The organism is Arthrobacter sp. Z5-13 (genome assembly GCF_056499105.1).
The window spans coordinates 1,167,115-1,183,013 of sequence record NZ_CP096460.1 but is presented as its reverse complement, the minus strand read 5'-3'; the positions used below and the strand labels follow the sequence as shown (position 1 = coordinate 1,183,013).

Annotated in this window: 18 protein-coding genes; 12 read left to right on the top strand and 6 right to left on the bottom strand. The window is 61.9% G+C overall.

From position 1 onward, the window contains the following. Nucleotides 1-88 precede the first annotated feature (88 nt). The 11 genes from M1E02_RS05595 (at nucleotide 89) to asd (ending at nucleotide 10,585) form a co-directional block, all read left to right on the top strand. On the top strand, nucleotides 89-2,338 hold the full coding sequence (locus M1E02_RS05595; RefSeq protein WP_479377155.1) for an RNA degradosome polyphosphate kinase: 2,250 nt from the start codon (nucleotides 89-91) through the stop codon (nucleotides 2,336-2,338). Next, entirely contained in the window at nucleotides 2,290-3,336 is a 1,047-nt protein-coding gene (locus tag M1E02_RS05590; protein ID WP_479377154.1) for an NUDIX hydrolase, read from the top strand. Before M1E02_RS05595 ends, M1E02_RS05590 begins: the two co-directional genes overlap by 49 nt. A 129-nt stretch (nucleotides 3,337-3,465) precedes the next feature. Further along, complete coding sequence (locus M1E02_RS05585) at nucleotides 3,466-5,109, top strand: hypothetical protein (protein WP_479377153.1); 1,644 nt, start codon at nucleotides 3,466-3,468, stop codon at nucleotides 5,107-5,109. Next, the gene (locus M1E02_RS05580; protein WP_479377152.1) at nucleotides 5,106-5,495 is read left to right on the top strand and encodes a GntR family transcriptional regulator; all 390 of its coding nucleotides are present in this window, start codon (nucleotides 5,106-5,108) and stop codon (nucleotides 5,493-5,495) included. Before M1E02_RS05585 ends, M1E02_RS05580 begins: the two co-directional genes overlap by 4 nt. 9 nt (nucleotides 5,496-5,504) lie before the next feature. Further along, entirely contained in the window at nucleotides 5,505-6,308 is an 804-nt protein-coding gene (locus M1E02_RS05575; RefSeq protein WP_479377151.1) for a thymidylate synthase, read from the top strand. Further along, entirely contained in the window at nucleotides 6,305-6,898 is a 594-nt protein-coding gene (locus tag M1E02_RS05570; RefSeq protein ID WP_479377150.1) for a dihydrofolate reductase, read from the top strand. Before M1E02_RS05575 ends, M1E02_RS05570 begins: the two co-directional genes overlap by 4 nt. Before the next feature lie 2 nt (nucleotides 6,899-6,900). After that, nucleotides 6,901-7,119, top strand: coding sequence for an NF038396 family protein (locus M1E02_RS05565; RefSeq protein ID WP_479377149.1), 219 nt, complete (start codon nucleotides 6,901-6,903; stop codon nucleotides 7,117-7,119). Between the two features lie 166 nt (nucleotides 7,120-7,285). Next, nucleotides 7,286-8,314, top strand: coding sequence for a WXG100 family type VII secretion target (locus M1E02_RS05560; RefSeq protein WP_479377148.1), 1,029 nt, complete (start codon nucleotides 7,286-7,288; stop codon nucleotides 8,312-8,314). Between the two features lie 20 nt (nucleotides 8,315-8,334). Further along, complete coding sequence (locus tag M1E02_RS05555) at nucleotides 8,335-8,976, top strand: hypothetical protein (RefSeq protein ID WP_479377147.1); 642 nt, start codon at nucleotides 8,335-8,337, stop codon at nucleotides 8,974-8,976. Next, complete coding sequence (locus tag M1E02_RS05550) at nucleotides 8,976-9,383, top strand: hypothetical protein (protein ID WP_479377146.1); 408 nt, start codon at nucleotides 8,976-8,978, stop codon at nucleotides 9,381-9,383. The genes M1E02_RS05555 and M1E02_RS05550 overlap by 1 nt, the downstream gene beginning before the upstream one ends. 71 nt (nucleotides 9,384-9,454) lie before the next feature. Continuing rightward, nucleotides 9,455-10,585 carry an aspartate-semialdehyde dehydrogenase gene (gene asd, locus M1E02_RS05545; RefSeq protein WP_479377145.1) on the top strand — a complete coding sequence of 377 codons (1,131 nt, stop codon included), beginning with the start codon at nucleotides 9,455-9,457 and terminating at the stop codon, nucleotides 10,583-10,585. A gap of 208 nt (nucleotides 10,586-10,793) precedes the next feature. On the opposite strand, the gene M1E02_RS05540 is transcribed toward asd, so the two are convergent. After that, on the bottom strand, nucleotides 10,794-11,861 hold the full coding sequence (locus M1E02_RS05540) for a winged helix DNA-binding domain-containing protein (RefSeq protein WP_479378073.1): 1,068 nt from the start codon (nucleotides 11,859-11,861) through the stop codon (nucleotides 10,794-10,796). A 257-nt stretch (nucleotides 11,862-12,118) separates the two neighbouring features. On the opposite strand from M1E02_RS05540, the gene M1E02_RS05535 reads away from it, so the two are divergent. Next, nucleotides 12,119-12,598 (top strand): hypothetical protein, encoded by a 480-nt coding sequence (locus tag M1E02_RS05535; protein ID WP_479377144.1) that lies wholly within the window; start codon nucleotides 12,119-12,121, stop codon nucleotides 12,596-12,598. 43 nt (nucleotides 12,599-12,641) lie between these two features. Here M1E02_RS05535 and M1E02_RS05530 read toward each other — a convergent pair whose 3' ends face one another. Genes M1E02_RS05530 through M1E02_RS05510 form a run of 5 tightly spaced genes read right to left on the bottom strand, consistent with a single transcriptional unit; the run spans nucleotide 12,642 to nucleotide 15,880 of the window. Further along, complete coding sequence (locus M1E02_RS05530) at nucleotides 12,642-13,709, bottom strand: UDP-N-acetylmuramate dehydrogenase (protein ID WP_479377143.1); 1,068 nt, start codon at nucleotides 13,707-13,709, stop codon at nucleotides 12,642-12,644. A gap of 36 nt (nucleotides 13,710-13,745) precedes the next feature. Next, on the bottom strand, nucleotides 13,746-14,183 hold the full coding sequence (locus M1E02_RS05525; protein WP_479377142.1) for a MaoC family dehydratase: 438 nt from the start codon (nucleotides 14,181-14,183) through the stop codon (nucleotides 13,746-13,748). A 2-nt stretch (nucleotides 14,184-14,185) separates the two neighbouring features. Continuing rightward, complete coding sequence (locus M1E02_RS05520; protein WP_479377141.1) at nucleotides 14,186-14,647, bottom strand: FAS1-like dehydratase domain-containing protein; 462 nt, start codon at nucleotides 14,645-14,647, stop codon at nucleotides 14,186-14,188. 26 nt (nucleotides 14,648-14,673) lie between these two features. Next, complete coding sequence (locus M1E02_RS05515) at nucleotides 14,674-14,898, bottom strand: DUF3188 domain-containing protein (protein ID WP_479377140.1); 225 nt, start codon at nucleotides 14,896-14,898, stop codon at nucleotides 14,674-14,676. 34 nt (nucleotides 14,899-14,932) lie between these two features. Continuing rightward, nucleotides 14,933-15,880, bottom strand: a complete 948-nt coding sequence (locus M1E02_RS05510; RefSeq protein WP_479377139.1) for a DUF2797 domain-containing protein — start codon at nucleotides 15,878-15,880, stop codon at nucleotides 14,933-14,935. Nucleotides 15,881-15,899 lie beyond the last annotated feature (19 nt).

The following is a 15,899-nucleotide window of genomic DNA, read 5'->3' as shown; positions in this document are numbered from 1 at the left end:
CACTGAAGCGGCGAAAGAAACCGTGGGTCTTTGCTGAATCGAATGCTTGTAAGGTTGAAACTAAACCGCGCCAGCAAAAGGAGAGACCATGCAGCCGGAATCAGGCGGGACCACCACGTCCGAAGCCACGGTGCCATCGGTTCGGGCACGCTTTGGCTCCTCGGAAGTGCCGGCGTCCCGCGCAACGCAAGACCGCATCGACATCCCGGAATTCGCTCCGAACCTGGAACCTGAGGGTGACATCAGCCCGGACCGCTTCCTTGACCGGGAACTCAGCTGGCTGGCCTTCAATGCCCGGGTCCTGGAGTTGGCCGAGGACCCCGATCTCCATCTCCTTGAGCGGGTCAGCTTCCTCTCAATTTTTGCTTCGAACCTGGACGAATTCTTCATGGTCCGTGTAGCCGGGCTCAAGCGGCGCATCGCGACAGGGCTGGCTGTTCCGTCGCCCGCCGGGCTAAGCCCCGTGCAGGTCCTGGAACAGATCGGCGAGGCTGCCCACGAGCTTCAGCAACGTCACGCGCGTGTCTACGCGGAACAGATCCGCCCGGCGTTGGCCTACGAGCACATCCACCTCATGCATTGGCACGAACTGGATGACCAGGCCAAGGATCAGCTCAGTGCGATGTTCGCTGAGAAAGTCTTCCCCATCCTGACGCCCCTGGCCGTGGATCCTGCCCATCCCTTCCCGTACATTTCCGGACTGTCGCTGAATCTCGCCGTCGTGGTCCGAAACCCGGTCAGTGACAAGGAGCTGTTTGCGCGCGTCAAAGTCCCCGACCAGCTGCCCCGGCTCATTTCCATCGACGGGCCCCGCGCGGGTTCAATTCCGGGCCGGGTTGCGCGCTTCATCGCCTTGGAAGAGGTCATCGCGGTCCACCTTGACCAGCTGTTCGCAGGCATGGAGGTCCTGGAACACCACACCTTCCGCGTGACCCGCAACGAAGACGTTGAGGTTGAAGAGGACGACGCCGAGAACCTCCTGCAGGCTCTGGAAAAGGAACTGCTGCGACGACGCTTCGGGCCACCCGTCCGCCTTGAGGTCACCACTGACATCAACCCGAATATCCGCGCCCTGCTTATCAGGGAACTTGGAGTGGAGGAATCTGAGGTTTACTCAGTGCCTGCGCCCCTGGACCTCCGTGGCATGTCCGTGATTGCCGGCATTGACCGCGCGGACCTCCACTACCCGAAGCACGTGCCGCACACCTCCCGCTACTTGAACGAGTCCGAGACATCAAAGGCTGCGAACGTCTTCGCAGCCATGCGGCGTCGGGACATCCTCCTGCACCACCCGTACGATTCGTTCTCGACGTCGGTCCAGGCTTTCCTGGAGCAGGCCGCTGCGGATCCCAAGGTCCAGGCAATCAAGCAGACCCTCTACCGGACTTCAGGTGACTCCCCCATTGTGGATGCCCTGATCGATGCCGCCGAAGCCGGCAAGCAGGTACTGGCGCTCGTTGAGATCAAGGCCCGCTTTGATGAACAGGCCAACATCTCTTGGGCCCGCAAGCTCGAGCAGGCCGGCGTGCACGTGGTGTACGGCATTGTGGGCCTCAAGACACACTGCAAACTCTCCCTCGTGGTCCGCCAGGAAGTGGACGGACTGCGGCGTTATTGCCACATCGGAACCGGCAACTATCACCCCCGAACCGCCCGTTACTACGAGGACCTGGGGCTCCTGACCGCCAATGAGCAGGTGGGCGAGGATCTGTCCAAGCTGTTCAACCAGCTCTCCGGCTACGCCCCGAAGTCCACGTTCAAGCGGCTCCTGGTTGCTCCTCGTTCCGTCCGGTCAGGCTTGATCGACCGGATCGAAACTGAGATCCGCAATGCACGTGCCGGGATCCCCGCCCGCGTGCAGATCAAGGTGAACTCGATGGTGGATGAAGCCATCATTGACTCCCTCTACCGCGCGTCACAAGCCGGCGTGCAGGTGGATGTCATCGTCCGCGGCATCTGCTCCCTTCGGCCCGGTATCCCGGGCTTGAGCGAGAACATCATCGTGCGCTCGGTTTTGGGTAGGTTCCTGGAGCACTCCCGGGTCTTTGCCTTCGCCAATGGCGGTGACCCGGTGGTGTTCATAGGGTCCGCCGACATGATGCACCGCAACCTGGACCGGAGGGTGGAGGCGTTGGTCCGCCTCAGGAGCGGTGATGACACCACCTACGTCCTGGACATGCTCCGCAAATACATGGACCCTGGAACGTCCAGTTGGCATCTGGACAGCGAAGGAGAATGGACTCGCCATCACTTGGCGGAGGACGGCAGGCATCTGGAGGACGTACAGTCATGGCTCCTGGCTTCGCGTTCCCGCCAGCGGTCGGCGAGCCGACGGTAGGCACCGGGTTGAAAAGCGATTCTCCGATTGCTGACCTTGACACTCCCGTTGCCGACCAAACCGACCATCCCGGGGAACCCATTGCGGTTACGGCGGCCGGCGCCATTCCCTGGCGGCTCACCAAGGACGGTTTGGAAGTCCTCCTAATTCACAGGCCACGCTACGACGATTGGTCCTGGCCCAAGGGCAAAATCGACCAAGGAGAGACAGTTCCTGAATGTGCCATCAGGGAAGTCGAGGAGGAGATCGGGCTCCAGGGAGCCTTGGGCATTCCGCTTCCGCCAATTCACTACCACGTTTCGGCGGGGCTGAAAGTGGTGCACTACTGGGCTGTCGACGTCGACGGCGCCACGCTGCGTCCTGACGGCAAAGAAGTGGACAGCGTTATGTGGTGTTCCCCTGACAAAGCCGCCCGCTTGCTAAGCAACCCCAGCGACGTCGGTCCACTGGAAGAACTGGTGGCGGCCCACGAACGCAACGCGTTGGACACCTGGCCATTGGTGATCCTCCGCCATGCCAAGGCAAAGCCACGCTCGTCCTGGAGCAAGGCTGAAGGCGAACGGCCCTTGGCCGCCACCGGACTCAGGCAGGCCCAAGCAGTCCGCCGGCTGCTGATGGCATGGAAGCCGCTCCGCATCAGTACCAGTCCGTGGCTTCGTTGCGTGGCTACTGTCGCGCCCTACGCAAAGTCCATGGATGCAAAGGTCAAGGTGATTGAGGCGTTGACCGAGCACAAGCATGCCCGGAGTCCGCAGAAGACGGCCGCCGTCGTCGAATCCCTGCTGGACAAACAGCGGTCCACGTTGTTGTGCACGCACCGGCCGGCACTGCCCACCGTGTTCAAACAGCTGGGCCACCATATGAATTCAGACCTCCGGCCACTCCTGCCTTCCAAAGATCCCTACCTGGCGCCAGGGGAAATCCTTGTATGCCATGTGTCCCGCGGAGACCGGGGCAGGATTGTCGCTGTGGAGAAGTTCAGGCCTTTCGACGACTGACTGGCGCGTGCTGCAGGACGCCTCCTCACACCGGCAAAGCATGACTTGACCTCTGACGTTTGTCACTGACACTTTGTATCAAGCACTTGATACAAAGTGCCTTTTCAGGTGCTGAACCTTAGGGGAACCATGCCGATTGACGTCACTTTGCCACCCATGGTGCTGTTGTGGCCGTTCCTTCTGGCTGTCCTCGTCTACCTCTGGCTGAGATGGGGCGTTTGGACTGCTGGTGCAGCTTCTCCTGTTTCGGCTGCAAAGCATGCAAAGTGGGTAGGGGTCCTAGGCTGGATGGCCAGCAGCCTCCAGGGAGCAGCAAACGCCGGTACGATCGCCCCGGGATTTCCATACGGCTCATCGGACACGCCAGGGGAGATCGTAGGGCTGCTGTCGTGGCCCGTCCTGGGCTGCCTTTTGATCCACGCCATCGGTCAGTTCAGTTATCCGGGACACAAAGGAACACGCCGTCGGGCGAGCCTCTCGGTGAGAAGACTCAGGGATTTTGTGCCCCGCAAGCTCGCTTGGTTGACCATCGGGGCCTTTGTTTTCTCTGCCTGTTTCATCGGATGGGCCGCGGGCTTGCCTGCCTTTCCTGTTGTGGAACGCATACAGACAGCTGATGGATATCCTACCCAGTCGGGGCAGCCTGGCAGGATCAGCGGCTTTGAGCTGGCCGCTTGTCTCGGCGGTGCACTCCTGGTCCTGGCCGTTGGGACAGTACTGGTGCTGCTTCTCATCACGAGACGCCGCCAACTTGAAGGGCTTTCCGATGCGGACAACCGGAGCCTTCGCTCCATCGCCATAAACCGCCTGCTTCGGACAGTAGCAACCGTGGCCTCGGGCCTTGCGGCAATCGCAGGACACTTTGCCACGAACGTACCTCCCGGGACCACTGCCCCGCTCGGCGGGATGAACTACGCGGGCATCGTCAACCTCGTTGTGTTGCTGTGGATGTGGGGTTGGCGGCCTCCCCAGCTTGCCAACGAAGAGGCAGCAGATGAGATACAGGAACCCGCGGGCCGGAAAAACCAGAACATCAGCAACCGCCATCCGGCGGCAAACTTGGTGGGTTCGCTCGGTCCATTGCTCGTCGCGGCTGCAGCCCTCCCCCTCATTGTGGGCTGGTTGCTTTCAGGACTGTTTGTCGAAGCCAGGCAGGCTCACGGGGTTCCATTCAGCCCGATGGTGTTTGTTGCGCTTTCAGCGTTAGCGGTCCTCGGGGTGATTGCTGCAGGAGAAGTTCTACTGACCCGCAACTACACGGATGCCGGGCTCCCCAGAGGCTTGCCAGTAAGAGCAGTGAGCCCTGCACTTGCGACTACCGCCATAGTGGCCGTCGTTCTCTTCCTATCTGTCCTGGCAACCACCGCTTCCGGCGAAATGCACCTGGGCACAGGTTCCGCATGGATTGAAAGCAGTGTGTGTGCGGGCATAGTCGTCGCGGTGGCCCTCCAGGTGCTCAAAAGCATCAGAACCCGGCCCGGTATCAGGAACGCGGCTGGGCCCGACGCAACGTATCGCAGCATCGCCTATGTTCGGACTGCCCGCACTCTTGCGGCCTTCTTCGCTGCGGAGGCCGCGGTTTTCCTGCTCTTCGAACAGGCGGCCGTCACCGCGGGATTTCGCGTCAGCCCCACCAGCTTTTCTGGCTTCCACGAGCTTCTGACAGGATTTGGCGTGTTTCTCGCCGCCTGTACCGTGTTCATCGCCCTGATTCCCGTCCGTACATCCCCACGCAGCCGTGTTCTCGAAACGGAGATGGACAGCGTCACGTGACCGTGGATATCTCGGTCAATCTAAGTTCCGCCACCCCTCCGTATGAACAGATACGGTCCCAGCTTTCCTCCCTGATCGTCCGCGGTGCCTTGGAGCCGGGAGCCAGGTTGCCGCCAGTTCGTGGGCTCGCAGCGGACCTTGGCCTGGCGGCCGGAACCGTCGCCCGAGCCTACAAGGAACTGGAGCAGGCAGGCCTGATCGAGACCCGACGACGGAACGGCACTGTCGTCGTCGGCATGCCGCCCGTCACGGCCCCCGGCTCCGGTGAGACTCCAGCGCCGGTGACCGCCGCCGTCGAACATTACATAGCAGAGGGCCGCAGGGCCGGGCTCGCGAACGACACACTGCTCCGGGTCCTGGCAGAACGTCTTGGCGAGCGTCAGTAGACTGGAACCGTGAGCATTCCAACGCCCTATGAAGACCTCCTGCGTGACGTGCTGGAACATGGCACCCACAAATCAGACCGGACCGGCACAGGTACGCGCAGCGTATTCGGCCGCCAAATGCGCTTTGACCTGAGCAAAAGCTTCCCCCTCATCACCACCAAGAGGGTCCACTTCAAATCGGTGGCTGTGGAGCTGCTGTGGTTCCTGCGCGGCGAAACCAACGTGAAGTGGATGCAGGACCAGGGCGTCACCATCTGGAACGAATGGGCAGATGCCGACGGCGAACTCGGCCCCGTTTACGGCGTCCAGTGGCGCAGTTGGCCCACCCCGGACGGCGGACACATCGACCAGATCGCCGAGCTTGTGGAGAACCTGAAGGCCAATCCGGACTCCCGCCGGCACATGGTTTCCGCCTGGAATGTTGCCGAACTACAGGACATGGCGCTGCCGCCGTGCCACGCGTTCTTCCAGTTCTATGTGGCTGACGGGAAGCTTTCCTGCCAGCTCTACCAGCGTTCGGCAGACACCTTCCTGGGCGTCCCCTTCAACATCGCGTCCTATGCCCTGCTAACGTGCATGTTGGCGCAGCAGGTGGGCTTGGAACCAGGGGAATTTGTATGGACCGGTGGCGATGTGCACATCTACGAGAACCACATGGACCAGGTTCTCAAGCAGCTCGCCCGGGAGCCCTATGAATATCCCCAGTTGAAGATCACCCGCAAGCCCGACTCGATTTTTGACTACACCCTGGACGACTTCGAGGTGGTTGGCTATCAGCACCACCCCACGATTAAGGCTCCGATCGCCGTATGAACAGCAAAGATTCCGAATCCAAGGCAGCGCCGGAAGGTTTCACAGCAGACCTGGCTGAAAACATCACCGGCGTCGGCTTGGTGTGGGCACAGACCACCGCCGGCGTGATCGGGAAGGACGGCGACATGCCGTGGCACATTCCTGAGGACCTGAAGCACTTCACGAAACTCACCACAGGCCACCCCGTGATCATGGGACGCAAGACCTGGCTGTCCTTCCGCGCCAAGTACCGTCCGCTGCCCGGCCGGACCAACATCGTGATAACCCGCCAGGAGAACTGGGGCAGCACTCCCGAAGCGGAGGGCGCCGTCGTCGTGAAGTCCCTGGATGACGCACTGCTCGAATCCCAGTTCGTGCCCGGCGGGGATACAGTCTGGATCCTGGGCGGTGGGGAAATTTTCGCCCAGTCCGTCGACATCGCCGACGTTGCCGTCGTCACGTTCATCGATTCAGAGGCCGACGGCGACACTTACGCTCCGGAGCTCGGTTACGAATGGGAGAACTCGGCCAACGAACCGCCCAAGGGCTGGCTCACTTCGGCTAACGGCACCCGCTACCGGTTCACCGTATGGCGCCGGAAGGGTGCATAGAGATGCTGAAGAAACCAGAAACGCTGTTTGTGCTGGGCTACATGCTGCTGCCGCTGCTCGCGCTGCTCTCTGCGATCGTGGGACTGACCATGATCCTGGGCGGAAATAAGATCGTGGGCATCATTGTGCTGGTTGTTGTTGCCCAGATCTTTGCCTTTGGCGCCTTTTTTGCCATCCGGACCCGGAAGCAGCTGCTGCTCTCCGAGCATTCCGGCGCGTAGTGGGCGTTTGCCTGCCTCTTCCGGGGTCCGGCTTTCCTGATGGGAAGCCAGCCCCGCAGGTGCGATGGGGAGTTGACCCCATCGCGGTGTCAGCTTGAAGTAGCTACAGTTTGTTCGGCAGGGCAGCACTCACGCTGTTCTATATGGAACCTTTTGGGGGATTTTGATGACTGGGAACTTGTGGGGCGCTGACGTCGCACAGTTGCGGACGCTCGCACAGCAGTTTGGTAAGGCTTCGGAGAGTCTCCAGCAACAATCCACGCTGCTGACCAGCCAAATCAACAACAACACTTCATGGAAAGGCAATGACGCCCTCCAGTTCCGCTCCAATTGGAACGGGAATCACCACGCTCTCCTGCAGCGCGCCGCCGACCGTCTTAAGGAAGAATCCAAGAAGCTCCTCGAGAACGCCAACGCGCAGGAGAAGACGAGCGGTGGTGAACCTGGATCAGCTGGCGGGCCGCTGGGTGGCTCGGGTTCGGGTGCGGGAAACCAAGGCGGCGATAAAAACCCCTGGGGACCCGATTGGCTCGCAAAAGGCTCACCATTCCGGGATGCGTGGGGTCTTCGTGGCGCAATCAAAGCTTCAATAGACCTTCCCAAAAATGTTTTCGGCTTGGCAACAATGGCCTCCAAGGGCCTCGACGCTTTCCAGGACGCCGCCAAATGGGCAAAGCTGCCGGCTACCAGCGCCGCCTACAATCTCATGGACTCGGCAACGGATCTGATGGGGCTCAAAAATCTTCAAAAATATATACCTGCGCTGAACCAATTCGGCGGCATCTTCAAGGAAAGCGCTTTTCTGTTCAAGGGCCAAGGGGATCTCCTTGAAAGTCTGGGCAAGGGCGGGCTCGGCCGTGCCATTGGCTGGGCGGGTGTCGGCTTGAATGCCTTCGACACTGCCAAGAACATAGCCGACGGCAACGTGGACGGTGCGCTCTGGTCGGGAGCTAAGACGGCCCTTGGAGTGGCCTCCTTCCTCCCCCCGCCAGCCGGAACCGTTTGCATGGTGGCAAGCGCAGCTATTGCTGTGTATGAGATCCCTGCGGTCAAGGAATTCGTAAATGGCGCCGCGAGCACAGTCGCAAACACTGTTACTGATGCTGTCAAGGATCCCGGCAAGTTCGTCGCGGACACAGGAAAGAATCTCGCCGATTTGGGCAAGGGTGCCGCCAGCTTCCTTGGCTTCGGATAATTCAATTGAAGGGTAGAAACGTGACAACCAGCATCGAGTCGACTGAGGCTTCAGACACGGCCGTTGGCTTCGGCTTTGCCGAGATTGCCTACATGATCAGGATGTTTGACACTGATTCCGCGAAGAAATCGGCCCAGGTGCTGCGTCTTGAAGAAGAGGTCCAGTCTGATCAGCTTTGTGTAGCTGGTTCATCTTCTCTGATGGGGCGTGGCTTTGCGACCGTCACCGATGATCTGGAGCTCGAGGGGCCGGCCGTGCCTACTGCCTACGCTTTGTCCAAGGCGCACCGCTGGACGGAAATCAGCCTTGTGGACCAGCAGAAGACGGACACCGTGGTGCATCTGGAGTCCGACAAGGTTTCCCTGCTTCTACAGCCTCGGACGTTGAGCACGTGGTTTGTCTTCGCCCAGGACCCGGATGTAGACGGCGCCGACGCAGAGCTGTCCATTATCGAAGGGCACGTCCGGAACCACCCCGCGGGTACTGCCTTCATTCGTGTCAAGACAATCTCATCGGAGGACCACCTTCTCATCCGTCCGGACGGTGAGGGCTGGGCCGTTGCCAAGGTGGTGGATCCCACGAAGGACGTTGAAGAAACCACGTCGCTCGATACTCCCGCACTGCTGGCCCACATACGGGCCACGCGGGGAGAAGGCATTTAATGAACGGCTCGTCGAAGAAGGCAGGCGACGGCCGCAAGGGCTACTACCAGACGCAGATCGAACTCGAAGCCAAGAGACAGGGCCTGACCGTCGAAGAATACGGTGTCTACAAAGGCTCTGCCGGCAGTGTCATTAAGCCCATAAATTCGACCGGCGGACTCCTCTTCCTCGCCATCCTGATTTCAGCCATCTGTGCTCTGGTTTTCGTGCTCGGCATCATCGTGGTCACGACCCCCGGTACACACAACTGGGTCCAAGTGGTCATTGCTTTCGGCGTTGCGATCTTGCTGCCCCCCACCGCGTGGTCCTACTACTTGAAAGAGCGCAAGGCCAGCCGGCTTCGCCGGGCCAGCGGAAAGACAGTGGAACCACCACCCACCCGCCGCTCCACTCAGCGAGACTGGTGAGCCTATCCTTCGTAAGCCGGTAGTGACGTAACCAACTGCGGCCTGCAGGTTCTGGAGTCTAAACTGGACGAATGACTACAGCAGCTACCCCTTCCGTCGGCCTGGTCGGATGGCGCGGTATGGTCGGCTCCGTCCTGATGCAGCGCATGCAGGACGAGGGCGACTTCACCAACATCAACCCGGTGTTCTTCTCCACCTCGAATGCAGGAGGTGCCGCTCCTTCTTTCGCAGAAGGCTCCGGCAAGCTCGAGGACGCGTTCGACGTCGACACGCTGGCAAAGCTGCCCATTATTGTCACCGCACAGGGCGGCGACTACACCAAGCGCGTCCACACCGAGCTGCGCAGCCGCGGCTGGGACGGTTTGTGGATCGACGCAGCTTCCACACTGCGGATGAGCGATGACTCGATCATCGTGCTGGACCCGATCAACCGCGACGTCATCGACAAGGGCCTGGTGAACGGTACCAAGGACTTCATCGGCGGCAACTGCACCGTGTCCTGCATGCTGATGGGCCTCGGCGGCCTGTTCAAGAACGGACTCGTCGAGTGGGGCACGTCCATGACGTACCAGGCTGCCTCCGGCGGCGGTGCCCGCCACATGCGCGAGCTCCTAAGCCAGTTCGGCACTCTCAACGCCGAGGTCAGCACGGAGCTGGACGACCCGGCGTCGGCCATTCTGGACATCGACCGCAAGGTTCTGGCACACCAGCGCTCCGACATCGACGCGACGCAGTTCGGAGTGCCGCTGGCCGGCTCGCTGATCCCCTGGATCGACGCGGACCTGGGCAACGGCCAGTCCAAGGAAGAGTGGAAGGCGGGCGCGGAGACCAACAAGATCCTTGGCACCTCCGCCGAGAACCACATCGTAATGGACGGCCTGTGCATCCGCATCGGCGCCATGCGTTCGCACTCCCAGGCTCTGACCCTCAAGCTCCGCGAAGACCTCTCGGTGGCTGAGATCGAAAGCATCCTCGCTGCGGACAACCAGTGGGCCAAGGTGGTGCCGAACACCAAGGAAGACTCCATGGCGAGCCTGACCCCGGTGGCTGCATCGGGCACGCTGGACATCCCCGTGGGCCGGATCCGCAAGCTCGAAATGGGCCCGGAGTACATCAGCGCCTTCACCGTGGGCGATCAGCTCCTGTGGGGTGCCGCCGAACCGCTCCGCCGCATGCTGAACATCGCCACCGGCACTCTGTAGTCCTGCCCCTGGCTCTGGCTTCACCCCGTTCACCAACACCCCGCTCACCGCAATCACGGCCCTGCCCCGCTTGAACTGCCCTTTCCGGGGCCGCTCAAGCGGGGCAGGGCCGCTTTTGTGTTAGCCGGCCAGCCTTTTCTGAGCCCGGGCAAGGGTGGCGCCAACCCGTCGTCGCAATGCCCAGGGGTCTTCGAGCTGCGGCCAGCCCTCAGGCGGCAAGGAACTTCAGGTAACGTTCCCCGGCTTTCCGAAACCCGGCCGCTGTTGCGGAACCCATGGGCTTTGCCTCGTCGAAGGCTACTGGCACGACGCCGGCAGCCTTTCCACTCCCCTGCAGCGCCCAGGTTCCAACCACCCGGCCGCCTGAGACGATGATTTTCTTGAACACGCCGTTGCCGCCCGGGACGATCTTGTCCGCATGTTCAGGGGGAAGCACCAGGCTGCGGTCCGTGTAGCCGAGGAGGAACTCGTCGAAGGCTGGGAGCGTCTGAACCGCACGCTCGCCCGGTACGCCGGCGTCGAGCACTTCCGCTGTGGACGGCGACAGCCAGTAGGTGGTCCCCTCAAATACCAGCTTCCCAAGCTCAGACTCGACCGCCTTCAACCCTTGGCGGACTTCAGTGAGCGGGATGCCGGACCACCAGGAAAAATCACGTTCAGTGGCGGGGCCGTGGCTTCGCATGTAGCGAAGGACCCATTCTGCAATACCCTCCTCGCGTTCCAGGCTCCGCGACCCGGTAATCCACTCATCGAAAGCAGCAAACTTCTGCTGGTTTCCGGCCAAGGGTCCGAGGACGATCGAGGCGGTCTGACACAGCAGGCCCAGCAGATGGACCCCCCGCTGCTCCTTGGTCACCTGCCCTGCAACTTCAAAGGCCGCGAACATTTCCTGACGGGTTGCCGCTCTGCCTCCTGTCAGCATCTCCAAGGCAACGTCACGGCACAGTTTGATATCGCCCTCGGAAATCTCAAGTTGCCGATGCCTGGTGGCCGCGGCCCTGATCATCCGCGGCGTGGTGATACTGAGCATCCAGCGAAGGTCCTCCGGAGCCACCAGGTGCAAGGTCCCACGCATGGGCCAGGAACGGACGATTTCGCCGTCGTCCAGGGCAGCACGCACCGAACCCAGCCCAGCACCCGACGAGCGCAGGCCCACCGCCCAGAGTGCTGCCTGGAGGTCCTGGGCCTGCATTGCCGTCATCCACCGGACGGTCTCAGGCACGGAACCGATGCCCTCGCCAAGTACCCCTTGGGATACCAGACGCAGCCGCCCCATGACCCGTGCGGAAAGCCGCACGGGCACGTTGGAAGAATCGCGGGTGGGAACCGAAGCTGAGTGGGCCTCTGAAAGCTGAGCCTGCGCCTGTGCCGTCATGCCAACATCCTAGGACCAGCTGCGGACGAATACAGTCCGCAGCGGAGCCACTCGCCAGAAATCCGGGGCAGATAGATCCTGGTCCCATAAAAGCCCACCCAAAGCAAAGTACAGTCAACTCCCAGTTGGTGCCCAGCCCGCGCTCCTACGCTGAAATCATGACCATGGGTGACTTGTGGCCCCTCCTGCGGCCCGTATGCCGGAGGCTCGCCCTGCTGGGTTGGGCCTCCAGCGCTGCAGGTATGGCTGCTGGACTCGCCGTGGCGGTAGCCAGCGGGACAAGTCTGTCACCCGCGATGGCTACGCTGCAGCGGGTGTCATCGGCAGGCATCGTCCTGGCCGTATTCAGCTTCACAGCGGCAGCATTGCTTCAGCTGCACCATGAAGTTGTTCCAGAAGCTGCTCCGGACCCCGAGGATGAGCTCCCGTCCACGCTGCGCAGCTTCCTGCCCGGCACGGTGGTGTTCCTGCTGGGAGCCCTCGCCTTTGCAGGAGCAGGACTGCTGCTTCGTAGCGGGCCAAGCCCCCAATCGGTGGCCTTCTGCCAGGTCTTCGGACTGGCCGCAGCGGCGTCCGGTTTCACCTATCTGCTCTTCAGCAGGGCGGCGCCGCACCCTCCTCCAGAATGTAAGCCGTAAGCCCCGGGAACTGGGAACCGGGAACCTGAGGCCCATCCCGAACCTACAGCTCGACGCCGATCAGCAGTGGTTCCGGATGCAGTTCGATGCCAAAGCGTTCGACGACGCCGCGCCTCACCTCACGCGCGATAGCCGCCATGTCAGAGGCCGTGGCGGAGCCTCGGTTGGTGATGGCCAGGGTGTGTTTGGTGGACAAGGCGGCCCGGCCTCCCGAAACGCTGTCCGGTTCCAATCCGAATCCCTTGGCGAAGCCGGCCTTATCAATCAGCCAGGCTGCCGAGAGTTTTACCAGGCCATCGCTGCCGGACTGATAGCGGGGCGCGTCCTGCGGCAGTTCGTCTGCTACGGCCGGAGGAACGATGGGGTTGGTGAAGAACGATCCCGTTGAGTAGGTGTCCCTGTCCCCCGCATCCAGGACCATGCCCTTGGATGCGCGGAGCCGCAAAACTTCCCGCCGCACGTCATTGGAGTACGCCCGCTTGCCCTGTTCGACGCCGAGCGCACGCGCCAGTTCGGCATAGCGGATGGGCGCGCTCATGCGGCCCAGCGGCAACTGGAACTCCACCGTCAGCACCACAAACCGCGGCGATCCGTTCACGGTTGTCTGCTTCAGCAGGGAATCGCGGTAGCCGAACTTCAGCTCGGAATTTGTAAAGGTCCGAACGGCATTTTTCTCCCGGTCCCACGTCCGTACGGCGGCGATGGTCTGCGAGACATCTGCTCCATAAGCACCCACGTTCTGAACCGGGGTGGCGCCCGTAGAGCCAGGGATTCCGGAGAGTGCCTCGATGCCGGACCAGGCGTGCAGCACCGCGTGCTGCACCAGGTCATCCCAGTTGTGCCCCGCCTGGACCACCACGGCCACGCCACCGCAGGAGTCCTCAGCGCTGACGCTGAATCCCTCGGAGGAGAGCTTCAGGACCGTTCCGGGGAACCCGTCGTCGGAAATCAGGAGATTGGACCCGCCGCCGATGATCAGCAGCGGCTCCCCCACGGCATCGGCGGAACGCACGACGTCGATGATCTCGGCTTCCGTGCGGGCCTCGATGAAAGAGGCGGCGGGACCGCCGACGGCGGCAGTGGTGAGGTCGGCGAGCAGCGTCTGGGTCACCTCAACAGCTTAACGGGCATCGAAGGATCCAAAGTCTCAGCCAAGCCTGACTACGGCCTGGGCTTTCATGAGAACTCTTTGTCCTCCGGCGACGACCGTGAGATCAACCCGGGCAGTCTTGGCATCCTCATCGAGGGCTCCGACAGTCCCACTGACCTCGATGTTGGCCCCGGGCTCGTCAGATCCGGTGGTGTCGGTTACGAGGACGGGCTTGGTGAAGCGGGTCTGGAAATCCACCACCGCTGCCGGGTCCCCTGCCCAGTCTGTGACCAGCTGCACGGCGGCTCCCATGGTGAACATGCCATGGGCGATGACACCGGGGAGGCCCACGCCGGTGGCGAAGGACTCGTTCCAGTGGATGGGGTTGAAGTCACCTGAGGCGCCGGCGTACTTGACCAGATCCTGCCGGGTGACGCCTATGGTGCGCTTGCCCAGGTCCTGGCCTACGGTGAGGTCTGCGAAATTAGGGGTCATGGTTACTGTTCCTCTCCGCGAACCAGAATTGAGGACGTGGTGGTGGCGACGTTCCTGCGTGAAGCGCCCTCTGACAGGGCGAAGATTTCTGAACGGGTGGTGATCATGGCCCCGCCACCCATGGAGCGGACGCCGTCCACGTGGAGTTCAGCCACCAGCCTGTCACCGGCGATGATGGGCCGGTGGTGGACAAACCGCTGGTCTGCGTGGACCACCCGGGAGAAGTCAATGCCGGAGTCCGGATCCTCGATCAGCTGCGCGTCGGCCCGCTGGGCAACGATGATCGCAAAAGTGGGAGGGGCCACGAGGTCGGGGTGTCCGAGGGCAATGGCTGCATCCAGGTCAAAATGGGCGGGATGCGTTGCCTTGACCGCGCGGGCAAACTCGCGGATTTTCTCGCGGCCGACGTCGTACACCTCTGCGGCAGGGTAGCTACGGCCCTGCAGATCCGGATTGATACTCATGGCCTCAAGCCTATCGTCCGGGCGGACTACCTCTTGTAACCCTTCCGGATCTGTTGGCCCCGGACCACCAGTGCCACAATATGCAAAACGAGCCCCAGACCGATCACTGGCAGGGACGCCACAGCAAGTCCCTGATTCTGCGAGGTGTTGCCGAGCAGATTGAGGATGATCCCGACGGCGATCAGTCCCATGGCACTGAAGACGAGGATTTTGTAGGTGGTTGAGGCCGAGGCCCAGAATTCGTTCAGCACCGTGCCAGTTTACTGGCTGATGAAAACAGGGATCTCAAAACAGGGATTCCTGCACAGCCGGCACTTCGGAGCGGTGATTGCCCAGTTCGATCCTCCGGGCTTTCAGCTGGCCCAGGCTCACCACGAACTCGAGTTCAGACCCTTCGATAGAGGCCAGGGCGTAGCCGCCGTTGAGGGAATTGATCCGGAACCCGTGCACGCCCCCGCTCAAATCGTGCGGGTACGCGTGCCGGAGCCCCGAGCCTGGCAAGGAGACAGGATCGGCCTGGGAGGGACGAATCCATTGCTCATCCACCACGTCGAAACCTCCCACGGCTGCAGCCGCAAGCAGGGTGCGCACCTTGCCTGCCAGCTGCTTGTTCCATGCATCCAGTCCGACGGCGGGGGACGGTTCGGTCAAGGCAGCAGCTTTCGCCGCAGATCGGATCTGTTGTGGCAGCCCTGCCTCGCGGCTGACCATGTCCTCCAGCACCCTGACGATCCGGCCATCGTCCGCACGCGCAACATACCTGGCAACCACTGCGCCCTGTTCGGCCAAGCGGTTCCATTTGCGGAGGTTCGACGCCGTTCCCACCTTGGTGGCGCCATCGGCGAACGTTGCAACATAGAGCCAGTGCTGTTGTGACAGGTAGGCACGCAGACCTGGCGGCACCCGCCCGCCACGGTGGAAATCGTGGATCAGGCGGGAATCGTCCACCACGAAGCAGCGCTCACACTGGTTGCCCTTCACCGCGGGGGCCTGCTCCGGACACAGGACATGATCGCGTTCGGACGCCGAATGCACCTTGTGGTGGCCGAGGCAGAATTTTCCGGATTCCGACAGGCGAAAGCCGAGATGGACACCGGAAGCAAGCGGGATCTCACTAAACCCGCCTCCGCGGTGCTGAAGCCGCAGGAGCGGCATTCCGCCGTCGCCTCCTGGCCGTACAGCTGCGGGCCCATCCCAAAAGACCCCGTGGACCAGATAAGTGGAATCGGTCACGGGGTCCTCTGAGAATCAA

Coding starts and splice junctions, on each gene's coding strand:
- M1E02_RS05550 (WP_479377146.1), top strand. CDS start 8,976: ATGAACGGCTCGTCGAAGAAGGCAGGCGACGGCCGCAAGGGCTACTAC.
- M1E02_RS05540 (WP_479378073.1), bottom strand. CDS start 11,861: ATGGGGCGGCTGCGTCTGGTATCCCAAGGGGTACTTGGCGAGGGCATC.
- M1E02_RS05525 (WP_479377142.1), bottom strand. CDS start 14,183: ATGACCCCTAATTTCGCAGACCTCACCGTAGGCCAGGACCTGGGCAAG.
- M1E02_RS05595 (WP_479377155.1), top strand. CDS start 89: ATGCAGCCGGAATCAGGCGGGACCACCACGTCCGAAGCCACGGTGCCA.
- asd (WP_479377145.1), top strand. CDS start 9,455: ATGACTACAGCAGCTACCCCTTCCGTCGGCCTGGTCGGATGGCGCGGT.
- M1E02_RS05520 (WP_479377141.1), bottom strand. CDS start 14,647: ATGAGTATCAATCCGGATCTGCAGGGCCGTAGCTACCCTGCCGCAGAG.
- M1E02_RS05585 (WP_479377153.1), top strand. CDS start 3,466: ATGCCGATTGACGTCACTTTGCCACCCATGGTGCTGTTGTGGCCGTTC.
- M1E02_RS05565 (WP_479377149.1), top strand. CDS start 6,901: ATGCTGAAGAAACCAGAAACGCTGTTTGTGCTGGGCTACATGCTGCTG.
- M1E02_RS05570 (WP_479377150.1), top strand. CDS start 6,305: ATGAACAGCAAAGATTCCGAATCCAAGGCAGCGCCGGAAGGTTTCACA.
- M1E02_RS05535 (WP_479377144.1), top strand. CDS start 12,119: ATGACCATGGGTGACTTGTGGCCCCTCCTGCGGCCCGTATGCCGGAGG.
- M1E02_RS05590 (WP_479377154.1), top strand. CDS start 2,290: ATGGCTCCTGGCTTCGCGTTCCCGCCAGCGGTCGGCGAGCCGACGGTA.
- M1E02_RS05560 (WP_479377148.1), top strand. CDS start 7,286: ATGACTGGGAACTTGTGGGGCGCTGACGTCGCACAGTTGCGGACGCTC.